19 protein-coding genes and 1 pseudogene are annotated in these 13,295 nt (G+C 69.0%); 13 read left to right on the top strand and 7 right to left on the bottom strand.

Going from position 1 to position 13,295, the window contains the following annotated elements; translation table 11 throughout:
- Positions 1–331 precede the first annotated feature (331 nt).
- The gene (locus tag ABD811_RS37285) at positions 332–2,356 is read left to right on the top strand and encodes a WD40 repeat domain-containing protein (protein WP_344957222.1); all 2,025 of its coding nucleotides are present in this window, start codon (positions 332–334) and stop codon (positions 2,354–2,356) included.
- A gap of 778 nt (positions 2,357–3,134) precedes the next feature.
- Positions 3,135–3,617 (top strand): hypothetical protein, encoded by a 483-nt coding sequence (locus ABD811_RS37280; protein WP_344957220.1) that lies wholly within the window; start codon positions 3,135–3,137, stop codon positions 3,615–3,617.
- A gap of 62 nt (positions 3,618–3,679) precedes the next feature.
- Here the strand turns inward: ABD811_RS37280 and ABD811_RS37275 are convergent, their stop codons facing one another.
- From ABD811_RS37275 to ABD811_RS37265, 3 genes are all read right to left on the bottom strand, one after another.
- Positions 3,680–4,042, bottom strand: coding sequence for a DUF4180 domain-containing protein (locus tag ABD811_RS37275; RefSeq protein ID WP_344957218.1), 363 nt, complete (start codon positions 4,040–4,042; stop codon positions 3,680–3,682).
- Between the two features lie 146 nt (positions 4,043–4,188).
- The gene (locus ABD811_RS37270; RefSeq protein WP_344957216.1) at positions 4,189–4,617 is read right to left on the bottom strand and encodes a helix-turn-helix domain-containing protein; all 429 of its coding nucleotides are present in this window, start codon (positions 4,615–4,617) and stop codon (positions 4,189–4,191) included.
- Positions 4,618–4,783: 166 nt separating this feature from the next.
- Positions 4,784–5,740 (bottom strand): helix-turn-helix transcriptional regulator, encoded by a 957-nt coding sequence (locus ABD811_RS37265; protein ID WP_344957214.1) that lies wholly within the window; start codon positions 5,738–5,740, stop codon positions 4,784–4,786.
- A 63-nt stretch (positions 5,741–5,803) separates the two neighbouring features.
- On the opposite strand from ABD811_RS37265, the gene ABD811_RS37260 reads away from it, so the two are divergent.
- From ABD811_RS37260 to ABD811_RS37250, 3 genes are all read left to right on the top strand, one after another.
- Complete coding sequence (locus ABD811_RS37260) at positions 5,804–6,952, top strand: epoxide hydrolase family protein (protein ID WP_344957212.1); 1,149 nt, start codon at positions 5,804–5,806, stop codon at positions 6,950–6,952.
- A 148-nt stretch (positions 6,953–7,100) separates the two neighbouring features.
- On the top strand, positions 7,101–7,877 hold the full coding sequence (locus tag ABD811_RS37255) for a hypothetical protein (RefSeq protein WP_344957210.1): 777 nt from the start codon (positions 7,101–7,103) through the stop codon (positions 7,875–7,877).
- Positions 7,878–8,022: 145 nt separating this feature from the next.
- Positions 8,023–8,769: a DUF4253 domain-containing protein gene (locus tag ABD811_RS37250; protein ID WP_344957208.1), complete on the top strand. Its 747-nt coding sequence runs from the start codon at positions 8,023–8,025 to the stop codon at positions 8,767–8,769.
- A 437-nt stretch (positions 8,770–9,206) separates the two neighbouring features.
- Here the strand turns inward: ABD811_RS37250 and ABD811_RS37245 are convergent, their stop codons facing one another.
- Positions 9,207–9,521 (bottom strand): hypothetical protein, encoded by a 315-nt coding sequence (locus tag ABD811_RS37245; protein WP_344957207.1) that lies wholly within the window; start codon positions 9,519–9,521, stop codon positions 9,207–9,209.
- Positions 9,522–9,608: 87 nt separating this feature from the next.
- Complete coding sequence (locus ABD811_RS37240) at positions 9,609–9,833, bottom strand: hypothetical protein (RefSeq protein WP_344957205.1); 225 nt, start codon at positions 9,831–9,833, stop codon at positions 9,609–9,611.
- A 152-nt stretch (positions 9,834–9,985) separates the two neighbouring features.
- Between ABD811_RS37240 and ABD811_RS37235 the strand changes: the two genes are divergently transcribed.
- From ABD811_RS37235 to ABD811_RS37205, 7 genes are read left to right on the top strand one after another with little or no spacing between them, the layout of a single operon-like run.
- A complete protein-coding gene (locus ABD811_RS37235; RefSeq protein WP_344957203.1) occupies positions 9,986–10,804 on the top strand; it encodes a helix-turn-helix domain-containing protein in 819 nt (272 codons plus the stop codon).
- Complete coding sequence (locus ABD811_RS37230; protein WP_425549501.1) at positions 10,801–11,010, top strand: DUF397 domain-containing protein; 210 nt, start codon at positions 10,801–10,803, stop codon at positions 11,008–11,010. The genes ABD811_RS37235 and ABD811_RS37230 overlap by 4 nt, the downstream gene beginning before the upstream one ends.
- A complete protein-coding gene (locus tag ABD811_RS37225) occupies positions 10,991–11,179 on the top strand; it encodes a DUF397 domain-containing protein (RefSeq protein WP_344957201.1) in 189 nt (62 codons plus the stop codon). Before ABD811_RS37230 ends, ABD811_RS37225 begins: the two co-directional genes overlap by 20 nt.
- Positions 11,180–11,184: 5 nt before the next feature.
- A complete protein-coding gene (locus ABD811_RS37220) occupies positions 11,185–11,385 on the top strand; it encodes a DUF397 domain-containing protein (protein ID WP_344957199.1) in 201 nt (66 codons plus the stop codon).
- The gene (locus tag ABD811_RS37215) at positions 11,366–11,572 is read left to right on the top strand and encodes a DUF397 domain-containing protein (protein WP_344957197.1); all 207 of its coding nucleotides are present in this window, start codon (positions 11,366–11,368) and stop codon (positions 11,570–11,572) included. Before ABD811_RS37220 ends, ABD811_RS37215 begins: the two co-directional genes overlap by 20 nt.
- Positions 11,559–11,759, top strand: coding sequence for a DUF397 domain-containing protein (locus ABD811_RS37210; protein WP_344957195.1), 201 nt, complete (start codon positions 11,559–11,561; stop codon positions 11,757–11,759). Before ABD811_RS37215 ends, ABD811_RS37210 begins: the two co-directional genes overlap by 14 nt.
- Entirely contained in the window at positions 11,746–11,946 is a 201-nt protein-coding gene (locus ABD811_RS37205) for a DUF397 domain-containing protein (RefSeq protein WP_344957194.1), read from the top strand. The genes ABD811_RS37210 and ABD811_RS37205 overlap by 14 nt, the downstream gene beginning before the upstream one ends.
- A 15-nt stretch (positions 11,947–11,961) precedes the next feature.
- Here ABD811_RS37205 and ABD811_RS37200 read toward each other — a convergent pair whose 3' ends face one another.
- A complete protein-coding gene (locus tag ABD811_RS37200; protein ID WP_344957192.1) occupies positions 11,962–12,426 on the bottom strand; it encodes a hypothetical protein in 465 nt (154 codons plus the stop codon).
- Between the two features lie 254 nt (positions 12,427–12,680).
- Here ABD811_RS37200 and ABD811_RS37195 point away from each other — a divergent pair, with 254 nt between their 5' ends.
- Positions 12,681–12,854, top strand: coding sequence for a DUF397 domain-containing protein (locus ABD811_RS37195; protein WP_344957433.1), 174 nt, complete (start codon positions 12,681–12,683; stop codon positions 12,852–12,854).
- A 20-nt stretch (positions 12,855–12,874) separates the two neighbouring features.
- Here ABD811_RS37195 and ABD811_RS37190 read toward each other — a convergent pair.
- Positions 12,875–13,105, bottom strand: a pseudogene (locus ABD811_RS37190) (recombinase family protein); the annotation flags it as partial.
- Positions 13,106–13,295 lie beyond the last annotated feature (190 nt).

Here is a 13,295-nt window from a genome sequence, read left to right as displayed (position 1 = left end):
TACTGGTCATCGCCAAGCGGGCAAAACCCGCGATCGGCACCGAATGCAGCTTACTTTGGCCGGTACGCTCGCCGCGCTAAAAACGAGAGGATCGGGCGGGTGTCTGTGGGCGTCGATGAAGGACTGCCGGGCTCAAATATGCCTATGTGGAACAGATTCGAGACGAATGGCTTAGGAATTGGTGACATTCGCGTAAACGGTCAGTGAACACCGGCTCTCCGCCGCCTGTGGCCGAAGACGCCTCCCTTGGACGTCGTCACCGTCACGCCACGCCGCCCCGGGACCCTGGCCGCCCCAGCGTGTTGCTTCGCCATCGGTAGGGTCGGGCCGTGTGACGGGGATCGTGGACTATGGGCGGTTTGCGGAGCGGCTCCGGCAGGTGATGCCGCGCTGGGACGAGCGGACGCGGATGTCCGAGGAGGAGTTCGCCGAGCACCTCGCCGACACCGGACCGCGCTGGGAGCTGCTGCGCCAATTCCAGGAGGAGTGGGGGTACGTTCCGCTCGAAGATGACACCGTCTGGCCGCGCTGGTCGGAGGATGAGCACAAGGCGTACGTACGCCGGCTGTCCGGCCGGACGGGCGACGACGACCGGTTCGCCGACGTCGACCTGACGCTGCCGATCCCCAAGGCACTGGACGAGTGGTGGGATCTGCCGTTCAACTCCTTCACCCACCGTCCCCGCCTCTACTGGACGAACCCGCTGTGGCCGCCGACCGTGCGTCCCGACCCGACCGGGTACGGCGCGAGCGACGGGCTGCCGGAGGACAACCCGTACGTCGGCCCCGGCGGAGATCGGCGCGTCTGCGTCCTCATGGCGGAGAACCAGTACTGCAACGAGTGGGGCTATCTGGCCGCTGAGGCTGGGATGGCCGATCCGCGGGTGTTCGTGAGCGTTGAGAAGGGCTGGGTCGAGCAGAGCCGGTCGGTGTCGGAGTTCTTCCTCCAGCTCGCGGTGGAGCGGTTGCCCGAGCACTTCGGATGGACGCTGCCGCTGGGGGAGGAGGACTTCGGCGCGGACGAAGCGGAGATGGCCCGGCGGGTCCGGGAGCGGTTCCCTGAGCTGGGCCTGCTGCCGTGGCGGGAGCTGGGCGCCCGGACCTACGCCTACGGCGCGCCCGACGCGATCATCCGGTACAACGCCGGGGAGTACCACGACGCCCCCCTCCACATCCACGCGCGGACACGCGCTGCCCTGCGCCGCGTCGCGGACACGCTCGGGATCGACCTGCGAGAAGAGCGGATCGCGGCGCCCGACTCCGAGGACGCCCGGCTGGACATCGGGCCCGTATCGATCTCTGCTGGCGACACCGACGACCGCGGCAGGTGGACGGCGCGCCAGGTGAGCCCCGAGCGGCCTGAACACGCCGAAATCTCGTTCGGGCGGCTGACCGGCGACGCCGAGCCGCCTGGGCTGACGGTGACGGCCCTCGACTCCGAGGCCGTCACCCTCGTCGCCGGGGACCGCGACGGCGGAGTGCACGCCCGCCTCCTGGACGCCGACCCGCCGCATGCCCTCCACCACGCCCTGCACAAGGGCGCGATAACGGCCGTGACCAGCATGCGGACCCTGACCGGGGCCCCGGTGATGTGGAGCGGAGACGACAAGGGCGTCGTCCGGATCTGGGGATCGAACGTCGACCCACGGGACACGCCGTACGACGTCAGGCGGCGGAACCGGGTCACCGCCCTGCACGCGGAGTCGCTGCCCACAGGCCCGGCCGTCGCCATCGCCTGGTCCGACGGACTGGTTCGGATCTGGGACGTGTTCACCCTGCTCGCCGCCGATCTGGAACTCGGCAGCGGCATCGACCATCTCGTCCTGCGGCCCGACGCCACGCTCGTCGTCGGCGGCGACCACGGGACGGTCACGTTGCAGTTGCACCCCGAACGGCTGTGGCCGACGCACGAACTGACGGTGCGACTGGGCAAGGTCGACTGGGAGTCCCTCGCTACCTCCCGCGATCGCGACGCCTCCGGTATCCCCGACCTGATCCTGCGCGCGGCCACGGCGAACGCCGACTATGCCGAGCGCACGGTAGAGGCCCTGGCGTCACGGCTCCTGGAGAAGGACGCGCCCTGCTCGGCCGCCGGACCGGCGGCGCCCTTGCTGCTGGACGTGGCCGCCGCCCCAGGCTGCGAGGCCCGCGCCGGCCTGCTGGAACTCCTCGCCCGGATCGTGGGCGCCCCGACCGCCGACCGCAGTGCGGCGCAGGCCCGCGCGGCGGCCGCGTCCCGGCGGCCGACCCTGCTCGCCCTGCTGGACGACCCGGACCCGGCGGTACGCGCCGCCGCCGCGACCGTCATTGAAGCCGCCGACCTGGACACCGTCCGCTCGAATCCACACCCCACCTGAGAACAGGCCACGGCCGGTGCCAGAAATCCACCGCGCCGCCCCCCGCCGCCGCGCTGACCACCCACCGCGCCAGCCCGCGCCGTGCTGTGCGCCGCGCCGACGACCACCCGGATGGCCCGCACTGCGCTGACCACCGGCCGCGCCGACTCGCGCCGCGCTGACCAGCGGCCGCTTCGGTTCGTTCCGTGTTGAGCACCGGCCGCTTCGGTCCGTTCCGTGCTGACGACCGGCCGTGCCGGGCCCGTGCCCATGCTGACCGCCCGCCGCGCCGGGCTGCGCCCATGTTGACCACTGGCGGCGTCGGGTCGTCGAGGAGGATCTCTCATGACCGGCAACCCGCGACGGCCGGACTGGAAGTCCGCGTCTCACGCCGACCGGGAAGTCGGACCACGTGCCGCAGCGGGGGCGGGCCCGCCATCCCGGCTGCACGCCGTAGAAGCCCATGACCTACGCCCGCGTTCGCCGAGGAAGTGGTGTGCGTTCGCTGAGCGGCGGTGGAACGTGCGTCCATGACCTCGGCTGAACCCTGGTGGCGTGACCGGTTTGTCACCGAGATGAAAGCGAGAGCGGCCATCCTTGTGCGGTGCGTCCCGGCAGCGGCCGTTGACGGATCCTCACGCTGCCGCACCTGTACTCAGGTCGGCCAGAGGTGCGATCGTCCGCAAGCCGTTGCCATGTACGTCGCGTCTCTAGGACTCGACCGAGAAGAACTCGGCGACCAGGTTGTGCGCGCCGGACCGGCCGACCGGCGACCTCACCGGATTCGAAAGGAGCTGCCATGCCGAAATGGTCGGCCGCGGTTCAGGTGATCATGCTGGCTACCGTCCTGGCGGCCTGCGGATCCGACATGGACACGGCAATGGCGGCCGCCGAGTCGGAACGCGTGATGAATCGCACCGTCCAGGCCCTGCATCCCGATTACCGTGCCTTGCCGAAAGGGCCGCAGCCCGATGTTCGGGAAGTCGAGTCGTGCCGCAACCTGCTGACAGGAGACCAGGGGAAGGTCCGGGTCGGGCGCAACTACGCCGTCTCCGGGCTGAGCGAGCAGAGGGTGAACGAGGTGGCCCGCCGCGTCGAGAAGTTCTGGGACGAGGAGATCGGCGCCCACAGCGAAGAGTCGAAGGGCTTCGACAAGAATGAGCCCTGGGTCACGATGCGATACAAGGACTTCACTCTGACGGTTCGTGTGACCCTCTACAAGCCGAGGGACCTGCGTATCTCGGTGGAGTCCGACTGCATCCAGCCGAACGGCGACACGTGACACCCCGGCGTCGGGCCCAGAGTTCACTGTTCGAGGGCGCCATGCCGGCCCCGGCGCGGCCGTCACCCGAGTCGGGTGGTGAGGTCGTCCAGTGTGGTGGCGAACCAGACGTGTCTGCCGCGGTTGCTCTCGGCGACGAAGGCGCGCAGGGCGCTGCTCGCCTGGAGGTGCGTTGATATGTCGCCGACGATGGCGACGCGCACCCCGTAGTTCACGAATTTCTGGAGGAACTCTCCGGCGATACGGGTCGAGAGGTCGAAAAAGGCGTCGTCAAGCCGTTCCACGGGGAGGACGACCATGTCGGCTCCGTTCGCGGCGGTGTCTCCGATGAGGTCCAGGGCGTCCTGCTCGGCCTTAAGAACATTCCCGTCCGGGGTGCAGATGAGCACCGTCGTGTCGCCGATGTGCTGGGTGGTGTGTGACATCCAGGGTCCTTCATGGGGTTGCGCCGCGTGGTGCTGACGGCAGTCCGGAGGGTGTGCCGGTCGTCGGTTCTCAGAGGGGGGACGTCTCGGTGGCAGGCGGGGTGGCGGACGTGGTCGTCGTGTGCTGTGTCCTCACCGAGGGACGGTCATGAGTTCCCGTTCAGGTAGGCGTCGACGAGTCTGAGGATGTCGGCGGCGCGGTCCAGATCGGCCAGGATGATGATCTTCATGGCGGCGCGCTCCTCGTCGTAGACGATCTCGACGCGCGGCTGGCGGCCGTCGTGCGAGGCGCTGACCGTGGCCGTGAGGTAGGTGCTGAGGCGGTCCATCAGTTCGCGGCCGACCGCCTCCACCTGCACGACGCTGGTCACTTCCGCGCGAGGTCGCGCGTGGTGCGGCTCGTCCAGCGGCCGCCCGGTGAAGGACTCCAGGTCCGCGCGCGCGATCCGGTACTGCTTGCCGATGCGGGTGGCCTGGAGGCGGCCATCGCGCACATAGCCGCGCACCGTCTTCACATGCAGCCCGAGCAAGTCGGCCACCTGCTCGACGGAGTACCACTGATCGCCCGGTCTCAACTACCTCAACCTTCCCTATCACTCCCTTAATAGGCGGAGCATAGCGGAAGATAGGGAACTCGCGTCGGACGGCACACCCGGGGCTCACCAGGACGAGACACACAGCCGGACGGTGGCGACGAGTCGTGTGGCCGTCCCTACCACGGGGCACGCCTGGCCGGCGGGGTCAAGGGGTGGCGTTGGTGTAGCGGGTGGCGAGGGTGCGTAGGTGGGTGACGAGTTCGGGGGGTTCGGTGACGGTGAAGTCGGCGTTCAGCAGGCCCAGGTAGACGGCGAGGGTTTCGATGGTGTCGGCTCCCGTGTGCAGGATGCAGCTCTCGGGGTCGACGGCTTCGACGGTGCCTACGGCTGGGTTGATGCGGTCGGCTATGACGTCGGCGGGGGCGTGGACGGTGACGCGGGCCCGGTAGCGCCAGGCGGCGGCGGAGACGCGTCCTGAGACGTAGGCCGCGACGTCGTCGTCGGGCAGGGCGCGGGGCGTGAAGCGGGGGCCGGTGGGGATGCGCGGGATGAGGCGGTCCACGCGGAAGGTGCGCCAGTCGGCGCGGTCCAGGTCGTAGGCCAGCAGGTACCAGCGGCGTCCCCAGGTGACCAGCCGGTACGGCTCGACCTCGCGGCGGGTGGCGCCGCCCGCGTGGGTGGTGTAGTCGAAACGCAGCCGTTCGTGCGCGCGGCACGCGGCGGCGAGGGCGGTCAGGACGTCGGGGTCCACGGACGGGCCGGGCCGGTCGTGCGGCACCGGCACCGTGTAGGTCTGCAGCGTGTTGACGCGGTGCCGCAGGCGGGACGGCATGACCTGTTCCAGCTTGGCCAGGGCGCGCAGCGAAGCCTCGGCGTTCCCGGCAACGCTGCCGGCGGCGGTGCGGAGCCCGACCGCGACCGCGACGGCCTCGTCGTCGTCCAGCAGCAGCGGCGGCAACGAAGCGCCCGCGCTGAGCCGGTAGCCGCCGGCCGAGCCGCGCGTCGCGTGCACGGGGTAGCCCAGCGAGCGCAGCCGCTCGACGTCGGCGCGGACCGTCCGGCCGCTGACGCCGAGACGTTCGGCCAGTTCGGCGCCCGTCCAGTCGCGGGGCGTCTGCAGGAGGGCGAGGAGGCGCAGCAGGCGCGCCGAGGTTTCCAGCATGAATCCAAGACTGCCGGACCATTAGGAACGAACCTCTCCTAATGGCCGTGCAGAGTCGTCCCCATGAGCGACATCCGCGAGTTCCGCATCGACATCCCGCAGGCCGACCTCGACGACCTGGCCGACCGGCTGGCCCGCACCCGCTTCGCCGAGGAACTGCCCACCGAGGAGGTCACCGACGGCGTGCAGCGCGGCCCGATCCAGCCCGGCTGGGAGTACGGCGTGCCGGGCTCCTTCGTCCGCGACCTGGTGGCGCGCTGGCGGGACGGCTTCGACTGGCGGGCTCAGGAGGCCAGGCTCAACTCCTTCCCGCAGTTCACGACCGAGATCGACGGCCAGACCATCCACTTCGTGCACGTCCGCTCCGCCGAACCGGACGCCACCCCGCTGATCCTCACCCACGGTTGGCCCAACACCTTCGTGGAGTACCTGGACCTGGTCGGCCCCCTCACCGACCCGGCCGCGCACGGCGGCGACCCGGCCGACGCCTTCCACGTGGTCATCCCGTCCCTGCCCGGGTTCGGCTTCTCCGGACACACCCGCACCAAGGGCTGGGACGCGGCCCGTACCGCCGACGCGTGGGCCGAGCTGATGCGGCGGCTCGGGTACGAGCGGTTCGGCGCGCACGGCAACGACGCGGGTGCGATCGTGAGCCCCGAACTCGGCCGCCGTCACGCCGACCGCGTGCTGGGCGTCCACGTCAACCAGATCTTCTCGTTCCCCTCCGGCGACCCGGCCGAACTGATCGACCTCACCCCCGAGGAGCAGGGCTACCTGCGGTTCCTCGGCAACTTCGTCGAGCACGCGATCCACGACCGCGCCCAGCAGGCGCAGCCGCAGACCCTCGCGCACGCCCTGGCCGACTCCCCGGCCGGGCAGCTCGCCTGGATCGGCCAGCTCCTGGCCGGCGTGCCCGACCCCGACGTCATCCTGACCAACGCGACGATCTACTGGCTCACCAACACCGCGGCGTCCTCGGCGCGCTTCTACTACGAGAACCACCACGCCGACCGGACGACCGAGCCGACCACCTTCCCGCTGGGGCTGGCCTCGTTCGCCTACGACTTCCGGCCGCTGCGGCGCTTCGCCGAACGCGACCACAAGAACATCGTGTCCTGGAACGAGTACGACCGCGGCAGCCACTGGGCCGCCCACGACGCCGCCGACCTGCTGGTCGACGACCTGCGCGGCTTCTTCCGCCGCTTCCGCTGACGACGTCCCGGGGGCGGCCGCTCATCCCTGCCGCCCCCCGGGAATCCGGCCGCCGGCGGAGTGTCACCGACGACGCCCTTCAAGGGCCCACCAAAGTGGGGGTGAGGCATTGACGTTCGGCCAGTGCGCAGACCGGGGCTTCGCCCGCATGGTGATCACTGTGCCGCATGTCCTCACCAAGTCCTCCTCTGACAATGCCGACGACGGCCGTTTCCTCTCCTTGACGCACCGGCTGGGCGGGGCTTCCATGCTCATCTCGCCGCTGCTGCTGCTGGTCGGGGAGTCGTTGCGGATCTCGGCCGACCTCCTCTCGCCCGACGGGCCGTCCACCGGGTTCGACTACCCCGGGCAGTTGGCCGCCTACCAGGACCACCCGGCGCTCATGACGGCGTCGTACGTCGTGTTCGCGCTCGGCTGGTTCGCCCTGTGGCCGGCGTTCCTTTCGCTCGCCGCCCTGATCGGCAGGACGAGGCCCGGTTGGGGACTGCTGGCAGGCGCGTCCGCCCTCACTGGGCTCATCGCCCTGGCCTTCTACGAGGGCATCAACCACCTCGCCTTCCGGCTTGTGGACCACCAAGGCCTGACGGCCGCCACCGCGACCGTCGGTGACGTCTACGCCTCCCCGAACCTCGCGTACGCGCTGACCGCCGCGTACAACCTCGGCTGGATCGTCCTGGCGATCGGCGCCTACCTCTCCCGCACCCTTGGCCCGTGGCGGTCACTCTGCCTCGCCCCGATGGCCCTGCATGCCACTGGAGTGCTCAAGGCGGGCGAACCGCACGGCATCGCCTTCGTCCTGGCCCTCGCGACCGCGTTCGTCCCGCTGGGCCTCACCCTGGTACGCGGTGCGGTGCCGGCCCTCTGTGCGGCGCGTCGCGGATCGGGAGCCGACGCCACCCCCATGACGCATCGCGACATGTGGTGACGGTCGGGTGCGGTTTCACGCACCGGCGTCCGCGTCCGTGGACGCTTGCGCGCTGGAGGTGCGTGTCCTCATTGAGCCTTGTTGGCAACGGGGCCGCGTTCGTGGCGTGGTCAGCGTGTCGGTGGGGCCGGTTAGATTGCCCCGCATGTCGCGAGGATCCCTGAACGAGCTGCCGGACGGACTGCCCGCGGGCAAGCTGATCACGCCCGAGGACGCCGACCGTCCGGCCCTCTGGGTGTCGGACGAACGGCTCCCCGACGCGGGCCGGCACTGGCTGAGGCTCTACGACCTTCGTCACGAGACCGGCCTCTACCCCTTGCTGCTGGACGGGATGGCCAACGACCCAAGCCGTCCCTGGCATGACGGCGAGCTGTGGCCGGAGCCCGTCGGCGCCATCGACGCACTCGACGCCGGGGACGTCCTGGAGAAGAAGTGGAACTCGGTGACGGAGGACTCGCAGGCCGGCCCGCTTTCAGGCCCGTGGCCAGGCCTGGCCCCTCCCGGCAAGACGGATGTGGACGCCGACACCGTCGCGCGACGCCACGCCCAGGGAAGCGACTCCAGCCTGCTCGGCCTGGTCCCGGCCGACCGCGGCGCGGACGCGCTGACCGTGGTGGGCTGGGACGGGCCGTGCAACCACATCAGCACGGACAAGATCTCGGCCGTCATCCGCACCTGGGAGGACCGGTTCGGCGTCCGCGTGATCTCGGTGGGCTTCGACATCCTCCGGCTCTCCGTGGCCGCGCCGCCGACGACGATCGAGCACGCCCGCCAGATCGCCGTCGAACACCACGCGCTCTGCCCCGACAACATCTGGCAGGGCGTCGGCGACTTCGAGGAGTACGCGAAGTTCCTGGTCGGCGCCGAGTCCTGGTGGTTCTGGTGGGACTGACAACGGCCACCCGCCGCCTCGCTCGTCGCACCTGACGAGTTCGACTTGCTTCTCACCCCAGGCACGAACCCGATCTCTCCCTTGTACGAGACGGGCTCGTCCTGTTCACGCGCGCTGTCCTGCTTCCCAGCGCAAGGCGCGCTTACCTGGCGACTGTCTGTCCAGCGAGCGTCTTGGAGCGCCTGCCCGGCAAGCGGGGGCATATCTCGTGAGCATCGGCTGGTGTGTCACGTCGAGTTGTTCAGGCTTGCGGACGGCGTTCGCCCCGATCGCCTTGAAGGCCTCCGGCAGCAAGCCCGGTGTGCATGGCCTACGATGCGCGACCACCATGTCGAACGCCGCCCGCACCGGTTCCCGTCACCGGCTCCCGCACCCGTACCCGAACACCACGCCCGCGACCAGGCACGCCGTTCCGTACACGAAGACCACCAGCGTCATCATGAGGCGTTCATTTCCTGGACGATCTTTCGCACGGCCACGTCCACGCGCTCGGCGGAAGTGATCACCTTGCCGCTGTCGGCCCAGACGAACCACCACACGCCCTGGACGTAGTCACACCCGATCTCCCTCGTCCAGGCGGGCGTTCCCTCCCGGGCGATCCTCAAGAGAGGGAAGCCGCGCCGCTCCACTACGGAGCCGCGGATGTTCTGCGTTTCCAGGGACGCCTTGAGCGTGCCCAGGTGTTCCCTTCGCTGATTACGCGGCAGGAGCTGTTCGGGGGTCGCCGCGTGCCGTCCTTTGTCGAAGCCCATGGGAATTGGGTCTCCCTTCGTGTATGGGCGGCGCGGCCGGTGTGCCCGGGGGGACACCCACCGGCCGCGCCGCTTTCTCCCCCCTGGTCAGCGACCGTTGTCCTTGGCCCGCGCGCGCTTGGCCTCGGCGTTCAGCGCCTTACGCAACGCGGTGGGGTTCGGCTGCATAACCGTGGCGTCCACTCCGGCGGTGGGGTCGATCAGCGTGGCGACGTATTCGCCCGGCGCCCCGTCCCACCTCTTGGACCGCCAGATGTGGTGCCCAGGGAAGTCCCTACGCAGCCGCTCCATAGCGGGGTCGTCGATCTGCATGTCGATGAACCTTCGGTCTGGATTTCTCGAGGAAATGCTGTGACCAGCCTCACACGTTCGACTACTCTCTGAAATCGCCCATGTGCTACCAGTAGTGCACCCTCAGATAGATCATCCACACCACGGTGAGGTGCAGCCTTCAGGGAGGCCCGATGCCCGCGCGATCCGAGCCCTACGACAGTCCCGCCATCGTCACGTTCGCCACGGAGCTGGCGGCCTGGCGCAGTGCTGCCGGCCTCACCAAGAAGGAGCTGGCCGACCGCCTTGGCTACGCCGACTCGTATGTCGGACAGATCGAGCTCCGCAAGAACACGCCATCAGAAGAGTTCGCCCAGGCCCTCGACACCTTCTTCAACACCAACGGCGTCTTCCATCGACTCTGGAGGCGGATCAAGGACTCGCGGCACATCCTGACCCCGCCTCCCGGCTACCCGCAGTTCGCGGAGCGTCGAGAAGAGGCGATATGCGTCAAGAGTTATGGTGCGCTGCTCATCAACGGACTCTTTCAAACCAAGGACTACGTCCGCGCGATCATGGGCGTCATGGATGCCCAGACGGCCGAGGAGTATGTTGCCCGGCGATTGGAAGAGCAGGCCATCCTCGCGGGAGACGACCCGCCGCAAGTGTTCCTTACATTCGACGAATTCGTTCTCCGCCGCGTCATCGGCAGCCGGGAGATCCAGCGCGCGCAGCTACAGGCGCTGCTTGAGGTGAGCGAGCGCCCCAACATCATGCTTGACGTTGTCCCCCTCAGCGCGGGGTACTACCCAGGGCTTGCCGGAAGCTTCACGGTGCTCGGGTTCGACGACGGTTCACTGGCCGCCTACACCGAAGCCCCAGGTGCGGGGATGCTCATCGAACAGCCTGTCCGTGCGGCGGAATACGTCGTACGGTATGACTTGATCCGGGGCTACGCGCTTCCAGCGGAGGATTCACGGACTCTGATCAGGGCCGTGATGGAGGAGCTATGAGCACGATGGACCTGTCAAACGCCAGGTGGCGCAAGAGCACTCGCAGTTCTCACGAAGGCGGCGAGTGCGTCGAGGTTGCGGACCTCGCAGCCGGTGTCGCCGTGCGGGACTCCAAGAACCCGGACGGCCCCAGGTTGACGTTCGCTGCCGATGAGTGGCGGGCGTTCACACGGGCGGTGAAGGGTAGTGAGTACGACCTCGGCTGACGTCCGCTGGCGCAAGAGCAGCCGCAGCGGGCACGAAGGCGGCGAGTGCGTCGAGGTCGCGAACCTCGGCCCCGGTGTCGCCATGCGGGACTCCAAGAACCCCGGAGGGGCCGAAGTTGACCTTTCGGGCCGACGAGTGGCGGGCGTTCACGCGGGCGGTGAAGTGTAGTGAGTATGACCTCGGCTGACGTGCGGTGGCGTAAGAGCAGCCACAGCGACCATGAGGGCGGGGAGTGCGTCGAGGTGGCGAAATTCGCTCCGGCGGTGGCCGTCCGGGACTCCAAGAACCCCGACGGGCCGAAGCTGACCTTCCGCGCCGATGAGTGGCGGGCGTTCACCGAGGCGGTGAAGTGTAGTGAGTACGACGTCGGCTGACCTCCGCTGGCGCAAGAGCAGCCGCAGCGGGCATGACGGTGGCCAGTGTGTAGAAGTCGCGAACGCCTCCACCGCAATCGCCGTGCGGGACTCCAAGGATCCGGACGGCCCCAAGTTGGCGTTCGCCGCCGGGGAGTGGCGTGCGTTCATGCTGGCGGTGAAGTGCAGTGAGTATGACCTCGGGTGAGACCCCCTGGCGCAAGAGCAGTCACAGCGCCCACCAGGGGGGCGAGTGTGTCGAGGTCGCCAGCCTGGCCCCAGTGATCGCTTTCCGAGATTCCAAGAACCCCGACGGACCGAAGCTGACCTTTGCCGTCGACGAGTGGCGCGCCTTCGTGCGGGTGGTGAAGAACAGTGAGTATGGCCTCGGCTGACGTCCGCTGGCGCAAGGGCAGCCGCAGCGGGCACGAAGGCGGCGAGTGCGTCGAGGTTGCGGACCTCGCGGCTGGTGTCGTCGTGCGGGACTCCAAGGACCCGGACGGCCCCAAGCTGGCGTTCGCCGCCGGGGAGTGGCGTGCGTTCATGCTGGCGGTGAGATGCAGTGAGTATGACCTCGGCTGACGGCCGCTGGCCTAATTAGGCGACCTTGGTGATCTTGCATTCAATGCCTGCGGGTCCAATCGGAGCTTGCGCCGCGGTGGTTCCTCCGAAGGTGTTCGTGCCTCGAACCTCGAAGGTCTGAAGGCCGATCCGCTGGTGAGAGGCTGCATCCAGGACCTCGACGGTGACCGAATAGCTTGTCGCGTCGCCTGTGATCGTGCCGTTGATCGTTACCGTGCCCTGCGATCCGGTCGTGTTCACCTGGCACTCGACGTTGGTGCTGTAGCTCTTCGGGCCAAGGGACGGGGTGCTCCCTCCTGGCGTACTGATCAAGTACAACACGGCGAGTAGTCCCAGGAACCCCGACAATCCCAAGGCGACGGTCAAGTAGGTCTTCCACCTGGGGCGCGGACGCGAGCCGTATTCATCATTGGCCATGGTCCACTCGTGAGTCGGCATCGCTGTCCCGTCATCCTGATCGAAGTCTGCGCAGGTCAGCATATAGCTCAGTACATGTGATCTTGTGGGTCTGGTACTGGGGACCGGTCGGCGCTGGTGGCTACGTCACCGTGGTCCACGTACAGCGAAGGCGCCCAGAGCGCTCCGTGCACACGCTGAGGGCGGACCGCGTCGCTGCATGGCGGGTGACCTGCCCGGGGTCGCGACCAAGGCCCGCCGGGTCGTCAGCAAGGGAGGTGGCCGGTGCAGGCGGGGGGACCGGTGGTACGCCAGCGCCGCCCGGCTACCCAGTGCGGATGCACCGCAGCCGTCTGGGCCGCCCATGGCCCGGCCTCACGTGCAGCGGCGCTGGTGCCTGCGTTGAGGTGGCGGACCTCGCAGCCGGTGTCGCCGTGCGGGACTCCGAGAACCCCGACGGGCCGAAGTCGACCCACGGGCCGACGAGTGGCGGGCGATCACACGGGCGGTGAAGTGCGATCCCGGACGGGTCGTGCGACCCCTGCAATTCGCCGGTGAGGAACTCCAAGCCGACGCCGGCCGCCTTCAGCTGTTCGGCCGGCGCCGCCAGTTCAATGCCGCGGCCGAGCCGTTCGTGCTCGTGCACCACCACGGTGACCGCGACGCCGGAGGCCCGCAGCTCCCTCGCCACGGAGACGGCCCTGTCGAGTTCGGGCCGCCTGGTGGCGCGGGTCGAGATCTTGGGGCGGCGGGCGCGGTGCACCGCGCCCTCGTCTGCCTCGTGCGCGCGACGGGGCCTCGATCCGCGCGGGTTGAGGGCTCTCGCTTTCTGGGAGGGTTTTACGCAGCCGGGTTGCGTAGTTGGACGACGAGTTCGGTGCCGAGGGCGTTGGCCAGGCGGTGGAGGACGACCAGGATCGGGACGATGCCGCCTGGCTCGAACCTGGCCACGG

Source organism: Actinomadura miaoliensis, assembly GCF_039536785.1.
In the GTDB taxonomy this organism is placed as follows: domain Bacteria; phylum Actinomycetota; class Actinomycetes; order Streptosporangiales; family Streptosporangiaceae; genus Spirillospora; species Spirillospora miaoliensis.
Note: the sequence above shows the minus strand (reverse complement) of the source record. Positions and strands in the feature narration are given on the sequence as shown.

Bases quoted from the DNA above. Each gene is read 5' to 3' on its own strand.
- ABD811_RS37195 (WP_344957433.1), top strand. From the start codon at position 12,681: ATGCACCGCAGCCGTCTGGGCCGCCCATGGCCCGGCCTCACGTGCAGC.
- ABD811_RS37235 (WP_344957203.1), top strand. From the start codon at position 9,986: ATGCCCGCGCGATCCGAGCCCTACGACAGTCCCGCCATCGTCACGTTC.
- ABD811_RS37240 (WP_344957205.1), bottom strand. From the start codon at position 9,833: ATGCAGATCGACGACCCCGCTATGGAGCGGCTGCGTAGGGACTTCCCT.
- ABD811_RS37200 (WP_344957192.1), bottom strand. From the start codon at position 12,426: ATGCTGACCTGCGCAGACTTCGATCAGGATGACGGGACAGCGATGCCG.
- ABD811_RS37275 (WP_344957218.1), bottom strand. From the start codon at position 4,042: ATGTCACACACCACCCAGCACATCGGCGACACGACGGTGCTCATCTGC.
- ABD811_RS37265 (WP_344957214.1), bottom strand. From the start codon at position 5,740: ATGCTGGAAACCTCGGCGCGCCTGCTGCGCCTCCTCGCCCTCCTGCAG.
- ABD811_RS37280 (WP_344957220.1), top strand. From the start codon at position 3,135: ATGCCGAAATGGTCGGCCGCGGTTCAGGTGATCATGCTGGCTACCGTC.
- ABD811_RS37250 (WP_344957208.1), top strand. From the start codon at position 8,023: ATGTCGCGAGGATCCCTGAACGAGCTGCCGGACGGACTGCCCGCGGGC.
- ABD811_RS37245 (WP_344957207.1), bottom strand. From the start codon at position 9,521: ATGGGCTTCGACAAAGGACGGCACGCGGCGACCCCCGAACAGCTCCTG.
- ABD811_RS37255 (WP_344957210.1), top strand. From the start codon at position 7,101: ATGGTGATCACTGTGCCGCATGTCCTCACCAAGTCCTCCTCTGACAAT.
- ABD811_RS37205 (WP_344957194.1), top strand. From the start codon at position 11,746: ATGGCCTCGGCTGACGTCCGCTGGCGCAAGGGCAGCCGCAGCGGGCAC.
- ABD811_RS37260 (WP_344957212.1), top strand. From the start codon at position 5,804: ATGAGCGACATCCGCGAGTTCCGCATCGACATCCCGCAGGCCGACCTC.
- ABD811_RS37210 (WP_344957195.1), top strand. From the start codon at position 11,559: ATGACCTCGGGTGAGACCCCCTGGCGCAAGAGCAGTCACAGCGCCCAC.
- ABD811_RS37230 (WP_425549501.1), top strand. From the start codon at position 10,801: ATGAGCACGATGGACCTGTCAAACGCCAGGTGGCGCAAGAGCACTCGC.
- ABD811_RS37220 (WP_344957199.1), top strand. From the start codon at position 11,185: ATGACCTCGGCTGACGTGCGGTGGCGTAAGAGCAGCCACAGCGACCAT.